Annotated in this window: 16 protein-coding genes and 1 riboswitch; of the genes, 8 read left to right on the top strand and 8 right to left on the bottom strand. The window is 62.3% G+C overall.

Annotation, left to right across the window (positions count from 1 at the left end; genetic code table 11):
- Nucleotides 1–40: 40 nt before the first annotated feature.
- Complete coding sequence (gene hutX / locus ACB037_RS14970) at nucleotides 41–553, top strand: heme utilization cystosolic carrier protein HutX (protein ID WP_286700462.1); 513 nt, start codon at nucleotides 41–43, stop codon at nucleotides 551–553.
- Nucleotides 550–1,107 (top strand): heme utilization protein HutZ, encoded by a 558-nt coding sequence (hutZ, locus tag ACB037_RS14965; protein WP_010673228.1) that lies wholly within the window; start codon nucleotides 550–552, stop codon nucleotides 1,105–1,107. The genes hutX and hutZ overlap by 4 nt, the downstream gene beginning before the upstream one ends.
- A gap of 65 nt (nucleotides 1,108–1,172) precedes the next feature.
- Here hutZ and ACB037_RS14960 read toward each other — a convergent pair whose 3' ends face one another.
- Genes ACB037_RS14960 through ACB037_RS14950 form a run of 3 tightly spaced genes read right to left on the bottom strand, consistent with a single transcriptional unit; the run spans nucleotide 1,173 to nucleotide 3,154 of the window.
- Nucleotides 1,173–1,580, bottom strand: a complete 408-nt coding sequence (locus ACB037_RS14960) for a hypothetical protein (protein ID WP_041211184.1) — start codon at nucleotides 1,578–1,580, stop codon at nucleotides 1,173–1,175.
- Between the two features lie 39 nt (nucleotides 1,581–1,619).
- The gene (locus ACB037_RS14955; protein WP_048208276.1) at nucleotides 1,620–2,171 is read right to left on the bottom strand and encodes a cysteine hydrolase family protein; all 552 of its coding nucleotides are present in this window, start codon (nucleotides 2,169–2,171) and stop codon (nucleotides 1,620–1,622) included.
- Nucleotides 2,172–2,185: 14 nt separating this feature from the next.
- Entirely contained in the window at nucleotides 2,186–3,154 is a 969-nt protein-coding gene (locus tag ACB037_RS14950; RefSeq protein WP_371175512.1) for a ChaN family lipoprotein, read from the bottom strand.
- Between the two features lie 195 nt (nucleotides 3,155–3,349).
- Between ACB037_RS14950 and ACB037_RS14945 the strand changes: the two genes are divergently transcribed.
- The 4 genes from ACB037_RS14945 (at nucleotide 3,350) to ACB037_RS14930 (ending at nucleotide 13,369) form a co-directional block, all read left to right on the top strand.
- Nucleotides 3,350–5,443: a TonB-dependent hemoglobin/transferrin/lactoferrin family receptor gene (locus tag ACB037_RS14945; protein ID WP_042881282.1), complete on the top strand. Its 2,094-nt coding sequence runs from the start codon at nucleotides 3,350–3,352 to the stop codon at nucleotides 5,441–5,443.
- Nucleotides 5,444–5,704: 261 nt separating this feature from the next.
- Nucleotides 5,705–6,847: a 3-phenylpropionate MFS transporter gene (locus ACB037_RS14940; protein WP_010673233.1), complete on the top strand. Its 1,143-nt coding sequence runs from the start codon at nucleotides 5,705–5,707 to the stop codon at nucleotides 6,845–6,847.
- 63 nt (nucleotides 6,848–6,910) lie between these two features.
- The gene (locus tag ACB037_RS14935; RefSeq protein WP_010673234.1) at nucleotides 6,911–10,372 is read left to right on the top strand and encodes a PAS domain-containing hybrid sensor histidine kinase/response regulator; all 3,462 of its coding nucleotides are present in this window, start codon (nucleotides 6,911–6,913) and stop codon (nucleotides 10,370–10,372) included.
- A 201-nt stretch (nucleotides 10,373–10,573) separates the two neighbouring features.
- Nucleotides 10,574–10,660: riboswitch (cyclic di-GMP riboswitch) on the top strand.
- Nucleotides 10,661–10,771: 111 nt separating this feature from the next.
- The gene (locus tag ACB037_RS14930; protein WP_371175511.1) at nucleotides 10,772–13,369 is read left to right on the top strand and encodes a glycosyl hydrolase family 18 protein; all 2,598 of its coding nucleotides are present in this window, start codon (nucleotides 10,772–10,774) and stop codon (nucleotides 13,367–13,369) included.
- Nucleotides 13,370–13,509: 140 nt separating this feature from the next.
- Here the strand turns inward: ACB037_RS14930 and ACB037_RS14925 are convergent, their stop codons facing one another.
- Nucleotides 13,510–14,310: a putative RNA methyltransferase gene (locus tag ACB037_RS14925; RefSeq protein WP_010673236.1), complete on the bottom strand. Its 801-nt coding sequence runs from the start codon at nucleotides 14,308–14,310 to the stop codon at nucleotides 13,510–13,512.
- A gap of 127 nt (nucleotides 14,311–14,437) precedes the next feature.
- A complete protein-coding gene (gene crp / locus ACB037_RS14920; RefSeq protein WP_010673237.1) occupies nucleotides 14,438–15,076 on the bottom strand; it encodes a cAMP-activated global transcriptional regulator CRP in 639 nt (212 codons plus the stop codon).
- A 373-nt stretch (nucleotides 15,077–15,449) separates the two neighbouring features.
- Between crp and ACB037_RS14915 the strand changes: the two genes are divergently transcribed.
- Nucleotides 15,450–15,854, top strand: a complete 405-nt coding sequence (locus tag ACB037_RS14915; RefSeq protein WP_010673238.1) for an OsmC family protein — start codon at nucleotides 15,450–15,452, stop codon at nucleotides 15,852–15,854.
- A gap of 48 nt (nucleotides 15,855–15,902) precedes the next feature.
- The gene (locus tag ACB037_RS14910; protein WP_010673239.1) at nucleotides 15,903–16,202 is read left to right on the top strand and encodes a hypothetical protein; all 300 of its coding nucleotides are present in this window, start codon (nucleotides 15,903–15,905) and stop codon (nucleotides 16,200–16,202) included.
- A gap of 69 nt (nucleotides 16,203–16,271) precedes the next feature.
- On the opposite strand, the gene ACB037_RS14905 is transcribed toward ACB037_RS14910, so the two are convergent.
- The 3 genes from ACB037_RS14905 to ACB037_RS14895 form a co-directional block, all read right to left on the bottom strand.
- Entirely contained in the window at nucleotides 16,272–16,805 is a 534-nt protein-coding gene (locus ACB037_RS14905; protein ID WP_043152620.1) for a lipoprotein, read from the bottom strand.
- Between the two features lie 16 nt (nucleotides 16,806–16,821).
- Complete coding sequence (locus tag ACB037_RS14900; RefSeq protein ID WP_010673241.1) at nucleotides 16,822–17,691, bottom strand: phosphoribulokinase; 870 nt, start codon at nucleotides 17,689–17,691, stop codon at nucleotides 16,822–16,824.
- A gap of 235 nt (nucleotides 17,692–17,926) precedes the next feature.
- On the bottom strand, nucleotides 17,927–18,172 hold the full coding sequence (locus tag ACB037_RS14895; RefSeq protein ID WP_010673242.1) for a YheU family protein: 246 nt from the start codon (nucleotides 18,170–18,172) through the stop codon (nucleotides 17,927–17,929).
- Nucleotides 18,173–18,179 lie beyond the last annotated feature (7 nt).

The raw sequence follows: 18,179 nt of genomic DNA, 5'->3' as shown, positions 1-18,179 counted from the left end.
CGACACCGAGCACCATCGTCAGATCATCCAGGGAGAACCGATGAGCATTGCACAACGCATTCAGGCGCTGCTGGAGCAAGACCCCAGTGCCCACCCGTCCACTATCGCCACCGAGCTGGCCGTCAGCGAGTGGGAGGTGGTACGCCATCTGCCTGCCGCCCTGATGACGTCAGTGCCGGCCGGGGAGGCCGAAGCCCTGCTGGCGGACCTGTCCAGCTGGGGGCAGGTGACCACCATCGTCGAATCCGATGGCTCCATCTTCGAGGTGAAGGCTCCCTTCCCCAAGGGCAAGAACGCGCGCGGCTACTACAACCTGATGGGGCGGGATGGCGAACTGCACGGCCACCTCAAGCTCGACAACGTGGCGGGCATCGCCCTGGTCAGCAAGCTCTTCATGGGCAAGGAAGGGCACTCCTTCCAGTTCTTCGGCCACAGTGGCCGCTGCATTTTCAAGATCTACCTGGGCCGGGACGAGCAGCGTCAACTGCTACCTGAGCAGGTGGAGCGTTTCATGGCCCTGCGCCGTCAGTATCAAGAGGAAGTGAAAGCATGAGTGAACGTCAGGAGCGCCTGCAAAACCGCCTGCAACCGGAGATCCGCGAGTTCCGCGACGGTTGCCGTACCCTGCAGCTCGCCACTGTGGATGGCGAAGGCAACCCCAATGCCAGCTATGCCCCCTTCGTGCTGCAGGAAGATGGATACTATGTGCTCATCTCCGAGATAGCTCGCCACGCCCGCAACCTGCAACAGGTGCCCAAGGTATCGCTGATGCTGATCGAGGACGAAACCGGTGCCCGCGAGCTGTTTGCCCGCAAGCGTCTGACCTTCGATGCGGTCGCCGAGGTGGTGGCGCGCGACGACGCACGCTGGGAGAAGGCCGTTGCGGCGCTGGAAGGGCGCTTCGGCGAGATAGTCAAAGGGCTCTCCAATCTCAAGGACTTCGTGCTGTTTAGGCTCAAGCCCGAGCAGGGACTGTTCGTCAAGGGATTCGGTCAGGCGTTCCGTGTCTCCGGCGACGAGCTGGTGGACTTCGTTCACCTGGTGGAAGGGCACAAACGCATCGACAACGGCGCCGAGCTGACCAGCCCGGCGGATGAACCCGTTTGAGGGGACTATCAGCGAGATGAGAAAACGGGCAGCCTGGGCTGCCCGTTTTGTTGTTATGTCCCGGGTTACTCCTGCCAGCCTGCCTGGTTGGGGAAGGCATCGCGATCGGCCTGGGTGGCGCTCTCGTTGCATTCCCCGCGGATCTTCCAGGAGGTCTGGCTGAGGACGATATAGCCGCTTCGGCAATACTTGCGCGTAGCCAGCATCTGGGTGAGCTGCTCGTCCTGCAGGGCTTCCCGGCGTTCCAGCAGGCTCTTGTCGCGGCGGCTCAGCCGGTTGTCATCTCCCTCCTGCAACCGGGTTGGCAGGACGTCGAGAGGGGCGGCCTCGAAGGTGAAGCGCTTGCTCCCGTCGTCGCTGATATGGGTGTGGAACAGGGGGGCCGGGCCATCGGGTGCCGCCCCCGGCAAGCCGGAGCAGGCGGTGAGCGCCGGTAACAGCAGCGTGAGGGCAACGGCAGAGAGTAGACGCACACAAGACTCCAATCGGGTGTTCACATCAGGACGGGCAGCTTAACACGCCCGCTCGGGTTGAATGGTGGCCAGCAGCTCATCCGTCGTGAGCAGGGTCACGCTTCTTCCTTGAGGCAGGCTCAGATGCCGCCACATGAAGTGGTGGTGCTGGATGATCTGCTCCGCACTCAGGTGCGGCCTGTCCGCCGTGGTATGGGCGTCGGTCACCGCAAAGGCGTCAAAGCCCCTGGCGGCGGCGCTGCGCAACGTGGTATCGACGCAAAAGTCGGTGGCACAGCCGCAGATGAGCAGTCTGTCTACCGACTGCTCTGCCAGCAGGAAGCCGAGCTCGGTATCGAGGAAGCTGTCACAGGCGGTCTTGCGCACCCGGCTGTCGTGGGGAGACGGGGTCAGATCGGCGTGCAGTTGCCAGCCTGCACTGCCAGGTTCCAGCTCGGAACCCGGTTCGTCGTGTTGTACATAGATGACCCGTCCGTGTTGGCCCCGCACGCGATCGGCCAGACGATTGATGTTGGCGATGACCTGGGCATCCTGATGGCGGGGGTTATCGAACAACCCCTGTTGCATGTCGACGACGAGTAACACATCCATATGAAATCCTTGGGCTATTTTGAGGGTTGCAACCATTGGCTGCAGTCACGGCTTCGGGATTGATGCAGTGCGCCCATATCTTGCTTCATTTCCTTTGCATTTAGCCAGCGTTCCGGCAGGGGAGCGATGCGGACCCTGACATCGGCGTCTCTCCCGGGGGCTGTCTCGTCACCGGTTTGCGGCACGATGAGTGCCACCTTGAGTGCCGGATTGCGGCTGGCGATGCGACTGGCGATCCCGAGTCCCCCCTCCACGTGAAAGTTGCCTGCGATATGCATGATGCGCCTGCCGGGATGCTTGCCCAGATAATCCACCATGCTTTCGGCCATGGTGTCGTCCCAGCTGGTCTGGGCGGCGAAGCGACGGGCATTGCCGTCCGCATCCCCATGGTGCATGGAGGCCATGAACTTCTGGCGGTAGCCGTCATCCCCCAGAGTCAGCTCGCGGGCAATCTGGCTGCGGCGATTGGCCGGCAGTTTGTCGAGCCAGGCCGGTCCCTCCTGACCGACGCAGCTCACCAGGGGTTTGGGGGCATTGGCGGCGATCACTGGCAGGTGTTGCGCCTTGGCGAACTCCACCAGAGGGCGGTAATCACTCTGGTAGTTGTGCCAGGCATGGCCATCTCGAATGAGGGCCGATTCGCCGATGCGTCCGGCCAGGTAGGCATCCAGCACCGGCTGATCGGCGCGGCTGAACTGCTCCATGGAGAGCACCAGGGCCCGGCCATCTGCCTGCGACATCTCGTCAAGCCCCGCCAGCAGACGGGCCTGCAACAGATGGATGGCCGGGTGAGTGTGAAGCTCCCCCACCAGCACGATGTCGGCATCCGCCACCCGCGCCACCACCTGCTCGAAGGTCAACGCCTGCCCCTGGGCCGTATCGAGCCGTGCGTGATAGAGGGTCTCGGGTGGGGTGTTCTGCGGCGTGGTGGCGCAGGCGGCCAGCAGCAGGGGCAGGGCGAGCAGGGGGAGTCGTCGGATCATGGTTACTCACTCAAGAAACAGGGGATGGGAAAAGGCTGCACCATGGGATGGCGGCATGGCGAGCAAAAAGTGGCGCCAGTGTAAGGGGGAATGACGATAAAGTGAAATGAGAATGATTCACTTTATTATTGATCTTTATCTCTGGCGGGGTAATATGCCTTCCGCTTGATAATAATTCTCAATAAGGACTTTGCAGTGGCGCACAACAACACCCCCTCCCTGATAGCCCTCGCCGTGGCGGCCGGGCTGATCTCCCCCGCTTTCGCCGCAGACAAGAAAGCCGATGAAGTCATGGTCGTCAGCGGCTCACGGATGGAACAGAAGCTGGAAGATGTTTCCGGTCCCATCGCCGTCATTACCTCGGAGCAGATTGAAGAGCAGGTCGTCAGCAACGTCGCCGATCTGTTCCGCTATGAGCCCGGGGTGAGCGTGCAGGGAGGCGCAGGAGATGCCCAGACCTTCACCATTCGCGGCATGAGCGAAAACCGGGTCAAGGTGGTGCAGGACGGTGTGCGCCAGAACGATGCCTACAAGAATGGCGGCGTGGGTCAGACCTACTTCGACACCGACATGATCAAGCAGGTGGAAGTGGCCAAAGGGCCGGCCTCTGCCGCTTACGGTTCTGATGCTCTGGGAGGCGTCATTGCCATCACCACCAAGGATGCTGGCGATTTCCTCAAGGGCCGCGACAGCTATCTGGATGCGACCACGGGTTATGCCTCCAGCAGCCACCAGAGAATGGCCGGCATCACGGGGGCGCTGCGCACCGGGGAAGTCGAGAACCTGCTGCGCTACACCTGGCGCGATGGCGGTGTCACCCAGAATTATGACGGCGACAAGAACGAGTTCGACATCGTCAGCCAGGCCGTGCTGTTCAAGAGCAAGTGGAATCTCTCCGATGATCAGTTCCTGAAACTGACGGTGGATTACTTCACCGAGGGGCAGGATCCGGATGCCATCGATCTGACCAAGGCGGGCTCCGTCTTCAACCAGCCCATTACCGACAAGGAGACCGACAACCTCTCCCTGGTACTGGATCATGGCCTCGCCCTGAACGCCCCCTGGGCGGATCGCGTGGACAGCAAGATCTACTACAGCCGCGCCAAGCAGACCCTGGATCAGTACGCTTCGTCCAAGTATCCGGTCATGCCGGGCAACCCCTATGTGACCAAGAACTCCCTGGATCACAACGGTTTCGAGCAGGAGAGCCTGGGCGCCCAGGTGAAGTTCAACAAGGCGCTCGCCAGCCAGCGTCTGGCCTGGGGCCTGGAATACGAGCACACCGACAACGAGCGCACCCGCTTCAAGGGGCCGACCGTTCCGGGTGACTTCGTCGGCTACAACGAGCTGAGCTTCCCCTCCACCACCAGCGAGCGCAGTGCGCTCTGGGCCTTTGACGAGATCAAGTTCGGCGAGCGCTGGGTGCTGACCCCGGGCGTGCGTTACGACTACTACAAGATGACCCCGGATGAGGATCCCGCCTACACGGGCGAGAACATGAAGAAGATCTCCGAAGGGGAGTTCTCTCCCAAGCTGGGGCTGGTGTTCAAGGCGCACGAGGCGGCGAACCTGTTCGCCCAGTACAGCCACGGCTTCAAGGCGCCCATGTATGACAACGCCTTCTCCACCCTGAACCACCAGGCGTATGGCTATCGCATCGAGCCCAACCCGAACCTCAAGCCAGAGAGCAGCGACGGCATCGATCTGGGGGTGCGCGGCAGCCGTGGCGGGTTCAGCTATGAAGTGGCCACCTTCTACAACAAGTTCGACGACTTCATCGAGCTGACGGCCGTGGGCACCGAAGGCCGTACCGCCCTCTATCAGTACCAGAACCTGGACAAGGCGACCACCAAGGGGGCCGAGGCCAAGGCGGACTACTGGTTGAACGAGCTGGTCAACGTCTGGGGCAACCTGGCCTACATCGAGGGCAAGGATGGCGAGGGCAACTACATCAACAGCCTGAGCCCCCTGAACGGCAGCGTCGGGGTGCGTCTGGAGCAGCCGAACTGGAACATCAACACCGCATTGCGCTTTGCCGACGACATGGACAAGGTGGGCAAGGATGCGCGAGGCAACGACAACATCAAGAGCGCAGGCTGGGGCGTGGTGGATCTCTATGCCCAGTTCAAGCCGGTGCAGGACCTGCAGCTCAACGTGGGGGTATTCAACCTGTTTGACAAGGAGTACGTGAGCTACGAGAGCATCACCGGCCTTGCCGCCACCGCGGATACCAGCAAGCAGACCGAGCCTGGCCGCAACCTCAGTGCACGGGTCAAGTACGTGTTCTGATGGTCGTGGACCAGCATGCAGGAAAAGGGGCCCTCGGGCCCCTTTTGACATGAAGGTCGGCGTCTGCAAAAAAGAAACCCGCCAGGGGCGGGTGGAAGGATTGCAACACTCATCAGGAAGCGGTGTTACCCAATAGACAGGGGGATGTGACAAAGGTTCAACTTTATTGATATTTATGGTTTTTATCTGTCATGCCGCCTGGGGATCCCCGCCCCGAAATCGGTTATCATTTGTGCCCCTTGTCATGCAGCCCGAGCCTCTATGCCCGCGTTCTCCTGGTTAGCCCTGTTTTTTGGCGCCTTCTACTTCGTTTATGGCGCCTATCTGCCGTTCTGGTCGCTCTGGCTGGAAGGCATCGGGGTGAGTACTGAACAGATAGGGTTGTTGCTGGGGGTGGGCATGGCCATCCGCTTTGCCGGCAACCTGATGGTGATGGGGCGAGTCAAGGGGGCCGGCCAGTTGCTGCCCGTCACCCGGCTGCTCTGTCTGCTGAGTCTGCTGGCCTTCCTCGGTTTCTATCTGGGCCACAGCCTCTGGTGGCTGGTGGTGCTGACCCTGGCGGCCAACTTCATCTACCCGACCCTGATGCCCATGGGAGAGGCGCTTGCCACCCGCATGGTGGTTCAGACCCACCTCGACTACGGCAAGGTGCGGCTGTGCGGCTCCTTTGCCTTTATCGTCGCCTCCACCCTGGTGGGGGCCCTGGTGGGCAACTTTGGCAGCGACTGGGTGCTGCACACCATGGTGGCCGGGCTGCTGATCATGCTGGGGCTCAGCCTGCTGCCGCTGCGACCCGCCCCCCGGGAGCTGCAAGGGGAGCGGGCCAAGGCCTCGCTGCTCGTCACGCTCAGGTCGGCCCCGGTGCGCCGCTTCTTGCTCATCACCGCCCTGCTGCAAGGGAGCCACGCGGCCTACTACGGTTTCAGCGCCATCTACTGGAAGAGCGCTGGCTACAGCGGCACCCTGATCGGGTATCTCTGGGCTCTGGGAGTGGTGGCGGAGATCGCCATGTTCGCCGCGGACAAGCGCTTCCTCCAGCGCTTCGGCGCCCAGACCCTGTTTCTGGTAGGGGCCCTTGGCTGCGTGGTGCGCTGGGTGCTGCTCGGCAGTTCTACCGACCTGGCGGTGCTGGTGCTCGGCCAGCTGCTGCACGGGGTCACCTTCTGCGTCAGTCACCTCGGCGCCATCCGCTTCATGACCCGCCAGTTGCCCGCGGAGCAGCAGATCCCCACCCAGGCGCTCTATGCGGCCCTGGGCCTTGGCATGACGGTGGCGGCCCTGATGGCGATCTGCGGCGTGCTGTTCGAGCCGCTGGGGGGCGGCATCTTCTTTATCATGGTGCTGGTAGTGCTGCCGGTCTTCGTGTTGCGGCTGCGTGAAGAGAGCCCTGAACAGGGCCGATGACACAGGTCTGCCGGTCTCTGGCGCGGCAGACCTCCGACTTATCTGGAAAAGGGAAGTAGAGAGATGCACCAAGGATGGCTGCTGATCGGGTTGTCGCTCGCCTATCTGGGCTTGCTGTTCCTCATCGCCTATGTGGCGGACAAGAACAAGCGCCGTCGCCCCAAGGGGCAGCCTCTGCTCTACAGCCTGTCGCTGGCGGTCTATTGCACCTCCTGGACCTTCTTCGGCACCGTGGGCCAAGCCAGCGAATCCCCCTGGTCGCCGGTGCCCATCTACCTGGGACCCATGCTGGTGTTCCTGTTTGGCTGGCGCCTGCTGGCCCGCCTCATCCTGGTGGCCAAGCGCGAGCACATCACCTCCATCGCCGATTTCATCGCCGCTCGTTATGGCAAGTCCCAGCGCCTGGCCATGGTGATCAGCCTCATCGCCGTCATGGGGATACTTCCCTATCTGGTGCTACAACTCAAGGCGATCGTCACCGGGCTCGATCTGCTGATGGCCAACAGCACGGGGGTCAGTCCCACCAGCAACATGGCGGAGCTGGCGCTGGGGGTCACCCTGCTGCTGGCCCTGTTCAGCATTCTATTCGGCACCCGCAACCTGGATGCCACCGAGCACCACAGGGGCATGGTGGTGGCCATCGCCTTCGAGTCCGTGGTCAAGCTGCTCGCCTTCATGGCGGTGGGGGGCTTTGCGCTCTGGCTCATCATCGCCAGACCGAGCGAGGCGCGTACTCTGGTGGCGGGCGACTTCCTCGATGCGGTGGTGGCGGTGACGCCGGGCAGTCTGCTGGAGCTCGCCATCTACACCCTGATCGCCATGTGCGCCGTCATCTGCCTGCCGCGCCAGTTTCACGTGACCGTGGTGGAGAACAACCAGGGGCAGGATCTGCACTGGGCCCGCTGGATCTTCCCCCTCTATCTCTTCCTGATGGGGCTCTTCATCTGGCCGCTGGCGCTGGCAGGCAAGCAGTGGGTCGGGGCAGATATGGCCTCGGACACCTATGTGATAAGCCTCCCCATGTCCCTCGGATTCGACGGCATGGCGATGCTGGCATTTCTCGGCGGCACCTCGGCGGCCACCGGCATGGTGATCGTCTGCACCATCGCCCTGGCCATCATGGTGAGCAACGATCTGGTGTTGCCGGTCCTGCTGCGCCGGGTCTGGCAACAGGGGCGGGACGAGCGCCTGATGCGGTTGCTGCTGCAGGTGCGTCGGGGCGCCATCTTGCTGATTTTGCTGGCGGCCTGGGCGCTCTATCTCTGGCTCGGGGATCTCACCAGTCTGTCGCGCATCGGCTATCTCTCGTTCGGGGCCGTGGCCCAGTTCGCACCGGCCCTGCTGCTCGGCCTGTACTGGCGTCATGGCAATCGCAAGGGCGTCTATCTCGGGCTCGCCCTCGGGGTCAGCCTCTGGTTCGTGACCCTGCTGGCGGAGAGCGGACTGCTGGCTGGCTCCCCTCTCGAAGCCCTGCTGGCGCCCCCAGACTGGCCGGCGGTGCGGGATCTGAGCCTGGGGGCCTGGTGCCTCTTCCTGAGTCTTCTGCTCAACCTCGCCGGCTATGTGGCGGGCTCCCTGCTGTCACGGGCGGCGGTGAGTGAGCGGCTGCAGGCAGCCAACTTCGTCGGCAAGACGAGCCGGGATACCTCGGCGCTTTATCATGCGCGGGTCTCGGTGAAGGAGCTGGAGATGCTGGCGGCCCGCTTCGTCGGTTCCAGCCGCGTCAAGCGGGCCTTCGGCCGCTTCGCGGGCGAACGGGGAGGCACCCTGGCGCCCCAGATGCAGGCCTCCGCCGAGCTCATCGCCCACACGGAGCGACTGCTGGCGGGGGTATTCGGTACCTCGTCCGCCCGCCTGGTGCTGGCCTCTGCCCTGCAGGGACGCAACATGCAGCTCGAGGAGATCGCCACCATAGTGGACGAGGCCTCCGACATGTTCCGCTTCAACCGCGGCCTGTTGCAGGGGGCAATCGAACACATGGGGCAGGGGATCTCCGTGGTGGACAGGGAGCTCAGGCTGGTGGCCTGGAACCGACGCTACATCGAGTTGTTCTCCTATCCCCCCGGTCTCATTCAGGTGGGCCGTTCCATCGAGGAGATCATCCGCTACAACGCCGGACAGGGGTTGTGCGGCCAGGGAGACATCGAGGCCCAGGTGGCGCGGCGGGTTGCCTTCATGAAGCGTGGCAGCCCCCATGTCTCGGCGCGGGAGCGTCCCGATGGCCGGGTCATCGAGATGCAGGGCAACCCCATGCCTGCGGGGGGCTTTGTCATGACCTTCACCGACATCACCCCGTTCAGGGCGGCGGAGCGGGTGCTGCGGGAAGCGAACGAGCACCTGGAGGCGCGGGTGGCCGAGCGCACCCACGAGCTCTCCGAACTCAACCGCCAACTGCTGCTGGTAAACCAGCAGGTGGAGCGGGCCAACCAGTCCAAGAGCCGGTTCCTTGCGGCGGTGAGCCACGACCTGACCCAGCCGCTGAACGCGGCCAAGCTCTTTACCTCCTCCTTGCTGGAGATGCTGCCCCCGGAGGATGAACCGGCCCGTATCGCTCGCCACATCGACGACGCCCTGGGGGCGACCGAGGATCTCATCACGGATCTGCTGGACATCTCGCGCCTCGAGGCGGGCAAGTTCAAGGCGAAGAAGCTCGATTTCGCCCTGAGCGATGTGCTGGACAATCTCAAGGCGGAATTCGGCGTGCTGGCCCAGGCCGGTGGGATCCAGTTCTCCGTGGTGGAGAGCCGCCTTGCGGTCTACAGCGATGTGCGCTTGCTGCGGCGGGTGTTGCAGAACTTCCTCACCAACGCATTTCGCTACAACCCCGGCGGTCGGGTGCTGCTTGGCTGTCGCCGCATGGGGGAGAAGGTGCGCATCGAGGTGTGGGACAACGGCCCCGGCATCCCGGAGGGCAAGCAGGAGGCGATCTTCGACGAGTTTTCCCGCCTCGATCACTCCCGCACCGCCAGGGAGCAGGGGCTTGGCCTCGGGCTCGCCATCGCCCGCGGCATTTCGCTGGTGCTGGGTCATCAGCTCTCCCTGCGCAGCTGGCCCGGAGCGGGGTCCGTCTTTGCCATCACCCTGAACCTCGCGACCCGGCCCGTCATCCCCAGCCAGGTGACGACCCCGGCCCTGCGAGACAGCCAGCTGGAAGGGGTCAGGATCCTCTGCATCGACAACGAGGAGGATATCCTCATCGCCATGGCCTCGCTGCTGGGACGCTGGGGCTGCGAGGTGCGCTGTGCCCAGAGCCTGGAGCAGGCGGAAGAGATCATCGGCGGCGGCTTCCTGCCTGCGCTGGTGCTGTCGGACTATCACCTGGATGACGGCAAGACCGGGTTGCAGGCGTTGCACATGATCAGGCTGGCCCATGGCAACGGTATCGGCGGCATCATCATCAGTGCGGATCGCAAGAGCGAGTTGCAGGCACAGATCCGTGAGCACGGCTTTGGCTACGTGAGCAAACCGGTCAAACCTCTCAAGCTGCGCGCCCTGATGAACAGCCTGCTGATGCCGGTTCAGTGACTGGTCTCACAGAATCGAGCATTGGCTGAACATTTTCTGGATGCCATCCAGGTGTCATGATCGGCGATGATGGTGCCTCTTTCGTCGCCATTTTCCGAGTTTGGTGATAATTGAGTCTTGTTGGGTGTCACTTTTGGCAGGTGGCACCCGGGCGACTCTCCTCTATAGTCATTCGGCGATTATTTTTGTCGCAAATCAAGTTGTGCAAAAAGGCAAACCGGATGAAAGTCCGGGACGCAAAGCTTCCGGTCTAAGGGTCTGCGTACCTAGGATAGCGGGGCCACCACAGGTTGTATCGTCCATGGGCCAAGCCATGGTTGCGATGTTGTCTGCGTTACCTGGCAGGTTGCGTTGCCTTTTTCGTTGTTAATTCCAATAACGAAATAAGGAAGTTCAAATATGTTAAGTCCAAAACTTTCCCTGCTGGCGCTTCTGGTCGGGGGGCTTTGCACTACCTCCGCCTTCGCCGCTGCCCCGGGCAAACCCACCATTGGCTCCGGCCCCACCAAGTTTGCCATCGTTGAAGTCAATCAGGCCGCTTCGGCCTACAACCAGCTGGTGACCGTCCACAAGGATGGCGCTCCCGTCAGCGTGACCTGGAACCTCTGGTCCGGTGACGTCGGACAGACTGCCAAGGTACTGCTCGACGGCAAGGAGGTGTGGTCAGGCCCGGCCTCCGCCGCGGGTACTGCCAACTTCAAGGTCACCAAGGGGGGGCGTTACCAGATGCAGGTGGCCCTGTGCAACGCCGACGGCTGCACCCTCTCCGACAAGAAGGAGCTGATGGTCGCCGATACCGACGGCAGCCACCTGGCGCCGCTCAATGCGCCCCTCAAGGAGAACAACAAGCCCTACGCCAACAAGTCCGGCAAGGTGGTGGGGGCCTACTACGTGGAGTGGGGGGTCTATGGTCGCAAGTTCACCGTGGACAAGATCCCGGCCCAGAACCTGACCCATATCCTCTACGGCTTCACCCCCATCTGCGGTGGCAACGGCATCAACGACAGCCTCAAAGAGATCTCGGGCAGCTTCGAGGCGTTGCAGCGCTCCTGTGCGGGCCGCGAAGACTTCAAGGTCTCCATCCATGATCCCTGGGCGGCGATCCAGATGTCCCAGGGCAACCTCAGCGCCTGGGATGAGCCCTACAAGGGCAACTTCGGCAACCTGATGGCCCTCAAACAGGCCCACCCGGACCTCAAGATCCTGCCGTCTGTCGGCGGATGGACCCTCTCCGATCCCTTCTATTTCCTGGGTGACAAGACCAAGCGCGATACCTTCGTCGCCTCGGTCAAAGAGTTCCTGCAGACCTGGAAATTCTTCGACGGCGTGGACATCGACTGGGAGTTCCCGGGCGGACAGGGGGCCAACCCCAGCCTGGGCGGCCCGAATGACGGCACCACCTATGTGGTGCTGATGAAGGAGTTGCGAGCCATGCTCGATGAACTGGAAGCCGAGACCGGCCGCCAGTATGAGCTGACCTCGGCCATCAGCGCCGGCGGTGACAAGATTGCCAAGGTGGATTATCAGGCGGCCCAGCAGTACATGGACCACATCTTCCTGATGAGCTACGACTTCAGCGGCGCCTTCGACCTGACGAATCTGGCCCACCAGACCAACCTCTTTGCCTCCAGCTGGGATCCGGCCACCAAGTACACCACCGACAAGGGCGTCAAGGCGCTGCTGGGTCAGGGGGTGACACCGGGCAAGATTGTGGTGGGGGCGGCCATGTATGGCCGTGGCTGGACCGGAGTGAAGAACTACCAGGCCGGCAACCCCTTCACCGGCACCGCCACCGGACCGGTGAGCGGTACCTGGGAAAATGGCGTGGTGGATTACCGCGACATCGTCAACAACCGCATGGGCGCAGGCTGGGAGCAGGGCTATGACGAGTCGGCCGAGGCCCCCTATGTCTTCAAGGCCAGCAGTGGTGACCTCATCACCTTTGACAACGACCGCTCGGTCAAGGCCAAGGGGCAGTACGTGCTGGCGAACCAGCTCGGCGGTCTGTTCGCCTGGGAAATTGATGCGGACAACGGCGACATCCTCAACGCCATGCACGAGGGGCTGGGCCACGGCGAGGGTACGCTGCCGCCGGTCAACAAACCGCCGGTTGCCAATGCCGGCAGCGATCTGAGTGCCACCGGCCCGGCCGAGGTGACCCTCAACGGCAGCGCCTCCCACGATCCGGAAAACGGGGCGCTGACCTACAGCTGGAAACAGGTCTCCGGACCCCAGGCCAGCCTGCTGGATGCCACCCAGGCCAAGGCCCGTGTGGTACTGGATGCCGTCAGCAGCGACATCAATCTGGTGTTCGAGCTGACCGTGACCGACGATCAGGGGCTCTCGGCCAAGGATCAGGTGGTGGTCACCAACAAGGCGCCGCAGCCGAACCTGCCCCCCGTGGTCAGCGTACCGTCCAGTGCGACCGTCGAGGCCGGCAAGCAGGTGAGCATCAAGGCCACCGCTTCCGACCCCAATGGTGATGCCCTGAGCTATCAGTGGACAGTGCCGGCCGGGCTCAGCGCCACCGGTCTGGACAGCGCGACCCTGGTGGTCACGGGCTCGAACGTGACCAGTGACACGGCCTACGATCTGACCCTGGTGGTCACCGACGGGGCGCTGGATGCCACAGCCGTTACCCGCCTGACCGTCAAGCCGGCCAGTACAGGTGGTGGCTGCGAGGCCAGCGATCCGGATGCGGCCAACCATCCTGCCTGGAGTGCTGGTACCGTCTACAACACCAATGACAAGGTGAGCCACAAGCAACTGGTGTGGCAGGCCAAGTATTGGACCCAGGGCAACGAGCCGAGCCGCACCGCCGATCAGTGGAAACTGGTGAGCCAGGTGCAACTGGGTTGGGATGCCGGAGTGGTCTACAACGGTGGTGATGTCACCAGCCACAACGGCCGCAAGTGGAAGGCCCAGTACTGGACCAAGGGCGATGAGCCCGGCAAGGCCGCCGTCTGGGTCGATCAGGGCGCGGCGAGCTGCAACTGATCTGCCGTGATGAAAAATGGGGCCGAGGGCCCCATTTTTGTCTTGTTGCGTGGTCGGGTGTCTCTTCCCTGTCAGGGGAAAGGCGCACTCGCTTTGTCAAAAAGGCCCGTCAGGGCCTTTTTTCATGGTATGTCACCGGTTTACAGCGGTTTTTGCCACAGGCTGAGCAGCAGATCCTGCTCGAGGGCGTCGGGCCCCTGGTGGGTGAAGGCATGGCGCTGCTCGCCGCTGGCACGCCAGCCGAGGCGGCTGGTCTCCAGAATGTGCTCGCGCAGGCCCTGATCCAGCGCCGTACTGAACTGGGCGCGTTGCTGGGCAACATTGACAAGCCCGGTGAAGGCGGGCCAGCTCAGGGGATGTTCCATGCTCACCGGATTGAGGCTGACGCGCAATTGCCACTGATGGCGAGGGCCTGGCTGCACGTGGAGCAGATAGCCGCCCGGCGCCAGCCAGCTGACCAGGAGTTCCGTCTTGACCTTGAGGTCGTTGACCAGCAGCACCTGGGCCGTGCCAGGCAGCAGCGGGGCGCGCGCCGGGTCGGCGATGACGAACTGGCCTTCCGGTTGCGCCTTGTTGGCAGCGAAGATGGCATTCTTGGCCAGATCGAAACCGCCGACCTGCCAGCCGGGCAGCCGCTCAGCCAGGGCGCGGCAGTAGTACCCCTCGCCACAGCCGAGGTGGACAAGCTCGCGCTCGCCAAGAGGAGCGAGCAGGTTCGCCATGGCGTCCACCAGAGGCAGCTGGTGGCCTTGTTCCAGGAAGCGGCGCTTGGCGCGCAGCAGGGCCCGGCTGTCGCTGTCCTTGGGGTTCTTCTTGCCGGGGATGAGGTCCAGATAGCCTTCCGGTGCGGGATCGAAGTGGTGCTTGTTGTCGCAATAGACCCCGCGGGAGGCGGCATGAAGGTGCAGGGGGCTGCGGCAAAGGGGGCATTGAAGGTGCATAGGAGTTCTCTTGGCGAAGGCCATGACGGCGGGGCGCTCGGGATTATAGGGGAGAGGATCGGAAAAGGCTGCCATGGGCAGCCTTTTTATCCAACGGCGCTGTGCGGGCGCCGTCGGCGGAACCCGGTCAGCGGGTACCAAACACCACTATGGTCTTGCCGTGGGCGGAGATGAGCTCCTGCTCTTCCAGCATCTTGAGGATGCGGCCGACGGTTTCACGGGAGCAGCCGACGATCTGGCCGATCTCCTGGCGGGTGATCTTGATCTGCATGCCATCCGGATGGGTCATGGCATCCGGCTGTTTGGCCAGGTTGAGCAGGGTCTGGGCAATGCGGCCGGTCACGTCCAGGAAGGCGAGGTTGCCGACCTTCTGGCTGGTGTGCTGCAGGCGTTTGGCCATTTGACCGGATAGACGCATCAGGATGTCCGGGTTGACCTGGATCAGCTGGCGGAACTTCTTGTAGGAGATCTCGGCGACTTCGCAGGCGCCTTTGGCACGTACCCAGGCGGAACGCTCCGGATTCTCGTTCTCTTCGAACATCCCCATCTCGCCCAGGAAATCCCCCTGATTCAGGTAGGAGAGGATCATCTCCTTGCCTTCGTCATCCTTGATCAGGACGGCGACGGTGCCCTTGACGATGTAGTAGAGGGTTTCCGCTTTTTCACCGGCGTGGATCAGGGTGCTCTTGGCGGGATACTTATGAATGTGGCAATGCGACAAGAACCACTCAAGGGTGGGATCGCTTTGCGGTTTGCCAATGATCATGAGACTTCCTCTGTAGTGTCATTTTTATGGACTGTGCGTCCAGGCAAGTTGCCAAGCTTGCCATTCCTTACTCTTTGGTCGCAGTAGAATAAGAGCCTTTGCCTGTGCTGACAAGGCTTTGGGGTTTTGCCGTCCACCGGTGAGCCGCCATCTGCTGCGTCGTCCGGGGCATTCTAGGCAAGAAGAGGAGGTCGGATGTTGATTTCGATCTATTTCCCTTTGGGTCGTCGTCCGTTTCGCAGGAGAGGCTTGTCGCCGCAAAACGGGGCTTTATCGTCGGGAACGGGCAAGATCCTGGCGCATGTGCCACTCGACCCCGGCTTGAGGTATGCTATGGGCGTTAGAACCGTCGTCATTGAGAGGAAAGTGAGAGATGAAAGCCAAGGTCAGCTGGGTGGAAGGCATGAAGTTTGTGGGGGAGAGCGAGTCCGGTCATCAGGTGACCCTGGATGGCGCCAACCCGGGTGAAGGTGCCAGCCCGATGGAGATGATCCTGCTGGCTGTCGGCGGTTGCAGCTCCATCGATGTGGTCTCCATCCTGGAGAAGGCCCGTCAATCCGTGACTGCCTGCCATGTCGAACTGGAAGGGACCCGCGCCGATACCGTTCCCCGGGTATTTGAGCAGATCCACCTCAAGTTCGTGGTGACCGGCAAGGGGCTGGCGGAGAAGCAGGTCGCCCGTGCGGTGGATCTGTCCATGGAAAAATATTGTTCAGTTTCCCTGATGTTGGAAAAAGCGGTAGAAATTACCCATAGTTATCAAATTCTTGAGGGTTGACCGCTATAGTTTGTCCCGTCGATAACGCCATGACATAAGGAAAGTGCGATGAAAAAAATGATGATGTTGCTTCCCCTGTTCGGTCTGGCCGCCTGCAGCATGCCGCAGCCGACCCAGTATCAATACAGCCAGTATCAGTGCGGGGAAGAGTTGCTGGCCATCACCTATGATGCTCAGGCCGACATGGTGCAGTTCCCTTATGCCGGTGTCTATCACAAGCTGGGGCGCATCGAGTCGCCCAAAGAGACTGCCAGCTATTCCGACGGGGTGACTACCTTCTCCCGTCAGGACAAGCAGGCCACCCTGGTCAAGAGCGGTGTGACCCAGCTGACCTGCGAGTTGAAGTGACCCTGATGCCGTCACGGCGTGCATGGAAAACGGCCTGCGTGAAGCAGGCCGTTTTTGTTGAAAGAGACATCAGTCTGACGGTAGTGAGCCCAGCAACTGGGCGGCCAGTTGCTGGCTAAGCTGGCCACGGGCCTCCTCTGCGACAGGCACATCGCTGGCGAGCTGGATGGCGCTGCTCCACACCGCTTTCTGGCTATGCCCGTCGAGCAGCACGACGGCCAGGGTTCCCTTGCGGGCATTGGCGGCGGCGTTCAGGCCCGGTGTCATGCCGAGGCGGGAGAAGATCTCGCCATCGCTCATGTCCTGGCTGCCAGCTACCCCGATGGCGACCCAGACGTCGGCCTCATCCAGGGGAACGCTGCGCCAGCCTTTGCCGTCCAGTTGCCGGATGACGGCCTGCTGTACCGGCTCGAGCCAGGGCGCGGCGCTGTTGCCCGCATACTGGAATTGTTCGGCCAGCGCATAGCGTGGTGTCGCCCCGTAGGTCCAATGCTCCGCCGGGCGAACCACCATGGTGCCCGTTTCGACCGTGGGGGCGGCGGGGCCGGAGCTGCAACCGCCCAGCAGGGTTGCCAGCGTGAATGAGAGAAGTGCAGCGCGCATCGTTAAGCTCCTTGGCTCAGGTGATCTTGCCCGTTTCGATCAGTTGCTGGATCAGGGGGCGCAGGATCAATTCCATTGCGAAGCCCATCTTGCCACCCGGCACGACGATGGTGTTCATCCTGGACATGAAGGCGCCGTCTATCATCGACAGCAGGTAGGGGAAGTCCACCTGCTTGATGCCCCGAAACCTGATCACCAGCATACTCTCGTCCAGGCTGGGTATCACCTTGGCGCTGAAGGGGTTGGAAGTATCGACGGTCGGCACCCGCTGGAAGTTGATGTGGGTGCGGGAGAACTGCGGCGTGATGAAGTTGATGTAGTCGTCCATGGAACGCACGATGGAGTCGGTCACCGCCTCGCGGGAGTGGCCGCGTTCCGAGGTGTCGCGAATGAGCTTCTGGATCCACTCCAGGTTGACGATGGGCACCACGCCGATGAGAAAGTCCACGTGCCGCGCCACGTTGTGCTCCCCCGTGACCACGCCGCCATGCAGTCCTTCGTAGAACAGCAGATCCGTCTCGCCGGGCAGATCCTGCCAGGGGGTGAAGGTGCCCGGCATCTGGTTGAAAGGCACCGCCTCGTCGAAGCTGTGCAGATAGCGCCGATACTGGCCGGTGCCGCTCTGGCCATATTCCTGGAAAAAGGACTCCAGCAGACCGAAGTCGTTGGCCTCCGGGCCGAAGTAGCTGATATGCCGCCCCTGCTCCCGGGCCTTGCGGATAGCCACGTCCATCTCGGGCCTGGTGTAGCGGTGAAAACTGTCCCCCTCGACCACGGCCGCCTTGTATCCAAGCTGGTGGAACATGGAGCGGAAGGCGTTGGTGGAGGTGGAAGTACCGGCACCGGACGAACCGGTGACCGCGATGATGGGATGCTTGGCGGACATAGAATTCTCTCTTCCTTGGGAGTTCCGTTATAAGGGGTGGCCCAAAGTGCGGTCAAGTGCGCCGTCATCCTCCTGCAGCCACCACGCTTCCCGGCAATAGCGATGAACGAGGGCTGCCCTGTGCTCTGGGTACGTTGGAATAGGTGCTTCTGGATGGCGAACTGGCCATGCGGCCTGATGGTGCGAGTTGGATAGGGGGAGGGCGGGGTGAGCCGCCCGATAAGCCGTGACCGCGTTACGCTTGGGGGAAGTCGTCAGTGGGTGACTTGCTTAAATGAGTCTTTGGGACGACATTGACACTTTCGTGCAGCTCGCTATAGACAAGCACGGCGCTACCTTGTAGCAATTGTTGCCTGACTGCTTCGACCTTGTCGGTCAGGCTGACATCCTGTTCACCGTATTCGGTGCCTTCTTGCAGCACAAAGTGTTCGAGCAGGTTGGTGAGGGTGTCCGGCTCCAGTTCTTGCCAGGGGATAATCATGATTTCA

Origin of the sequence: Aeromonas sp. S19(2024) (genome assembly GCF_041402625.1) — a bacterium.
GTDB classification, from domain to species: Bacteria; Pseudomonadota; Gammaproteobacteria; order Enterobacterales; family Aeromonadaceae; genus Aeromonas; species Aeromonas caviae.
This window is presented reverse-complemented; position numbering and strand designations above follow the sequence as displayed.

Excerpts from the sequence above, each read along its gene's own strand:
- hutX (WP_286700462.1), top strand. The coding sequence starts at position 41 with ATGAGCATTGCACAACGCATTCAGGCGCTGCTGGAGCAAGACCCCAGT.
- hutZ (WP_010673228.1), top strand. The coding sequence starts at position 550 with ATGAGTGAACGTCAGGAGCGCCTGCAAAACCGCCTGCAACCGGAGATC.
- ACB037_RS14955 (WP_048208276.1), bottom strand. The coding sequence starts at position 2,171 with ATGGATGTGTTACTCGTCGTCGACATGCAACAGGGGTTGTTCGATAAC.
- ACB037_RS14950 (WP_371175512.1), bottom strand. The coding sequence starts at position 3,154 with ATGATCCGACGACTCCCCCTGCTCGCCCTGCCCCTGCTGCTGGCCGCC.
- ACB037_RS14940 (WP_010673233.1), top strand. The coding sequence starts at position 5,705 with ATGCCCGCGTTCTCCTGGTTAGCCCTGTTTTTTGGCGCCTTCTACTTC.
- ACB037_RS14935 (WP_010673234.1), top strand. The coding sequence starts at position 6,911 with ATGCACCAAGGATGGCTGCTGATCGGGTTGTCGCTCGCCTATCTGGGC.
- ACB037_RS14930 (WP_371175511.1), top strand. The coding sequence starts at position 10,772 with ATGTTAAGTCCAAAACTTTCCCTGCTGGCGCTTCTGGTCGGGGGGCTT.
- ACB037_RS14925 (WP_010673236.1), bottom strand. The coding sequence starts at position 14,310 with ATGCACCTTCAATGCCCCCTTTGCCGCAGCCCCCTGCACCTTCATGCC.
- crp (WP_010673237.1), bottom strand. The coding sequence starts at position 15,076 with ATGATCATTGGCAAACCGCAAAGCGATCCCACCCTTGAGTGGTTCTTG.
- ACB037_RS14915 (WP_010673238.1), top strand. The coding sequence starts at position 15,450 with ATGAAAGCCAAGGTCAGCTGGGTGGAAGGCATGAAGTTTGTGGGGGAG.
- ACB037_RS14910 (WP_010673239.1), top strand. The coding sequence starts at position 15,903 with ATGAAAAAAATGATGATGTTGCTTCCCCTGTTCGGTCTGGCCGCCTGC.
- ACB037_RS14905 (WP_043152620.1), bottom strand. The coding sequence starts at position 16,805 with ATGCGCGCTGCACTTCTCTCATTCACGCTGGCAACCCTGCTGGGCGGT.
- ACB037_RS14900 (WP_010673241.1), bottom strand. The coding sequence starts at position 17,691 with ATGTCCGCCAAGCATCCCATCATCGCGGTCACCGGTTCGTCCGGTGCC.
- ACB037_RS14895 (WP_010673242.1), bottom strand. The coding sequence starts at position 18,172 with ATGATTATCCCCTGGCAAGAACTGGAGCCGGACACCCTCACCAACCTG.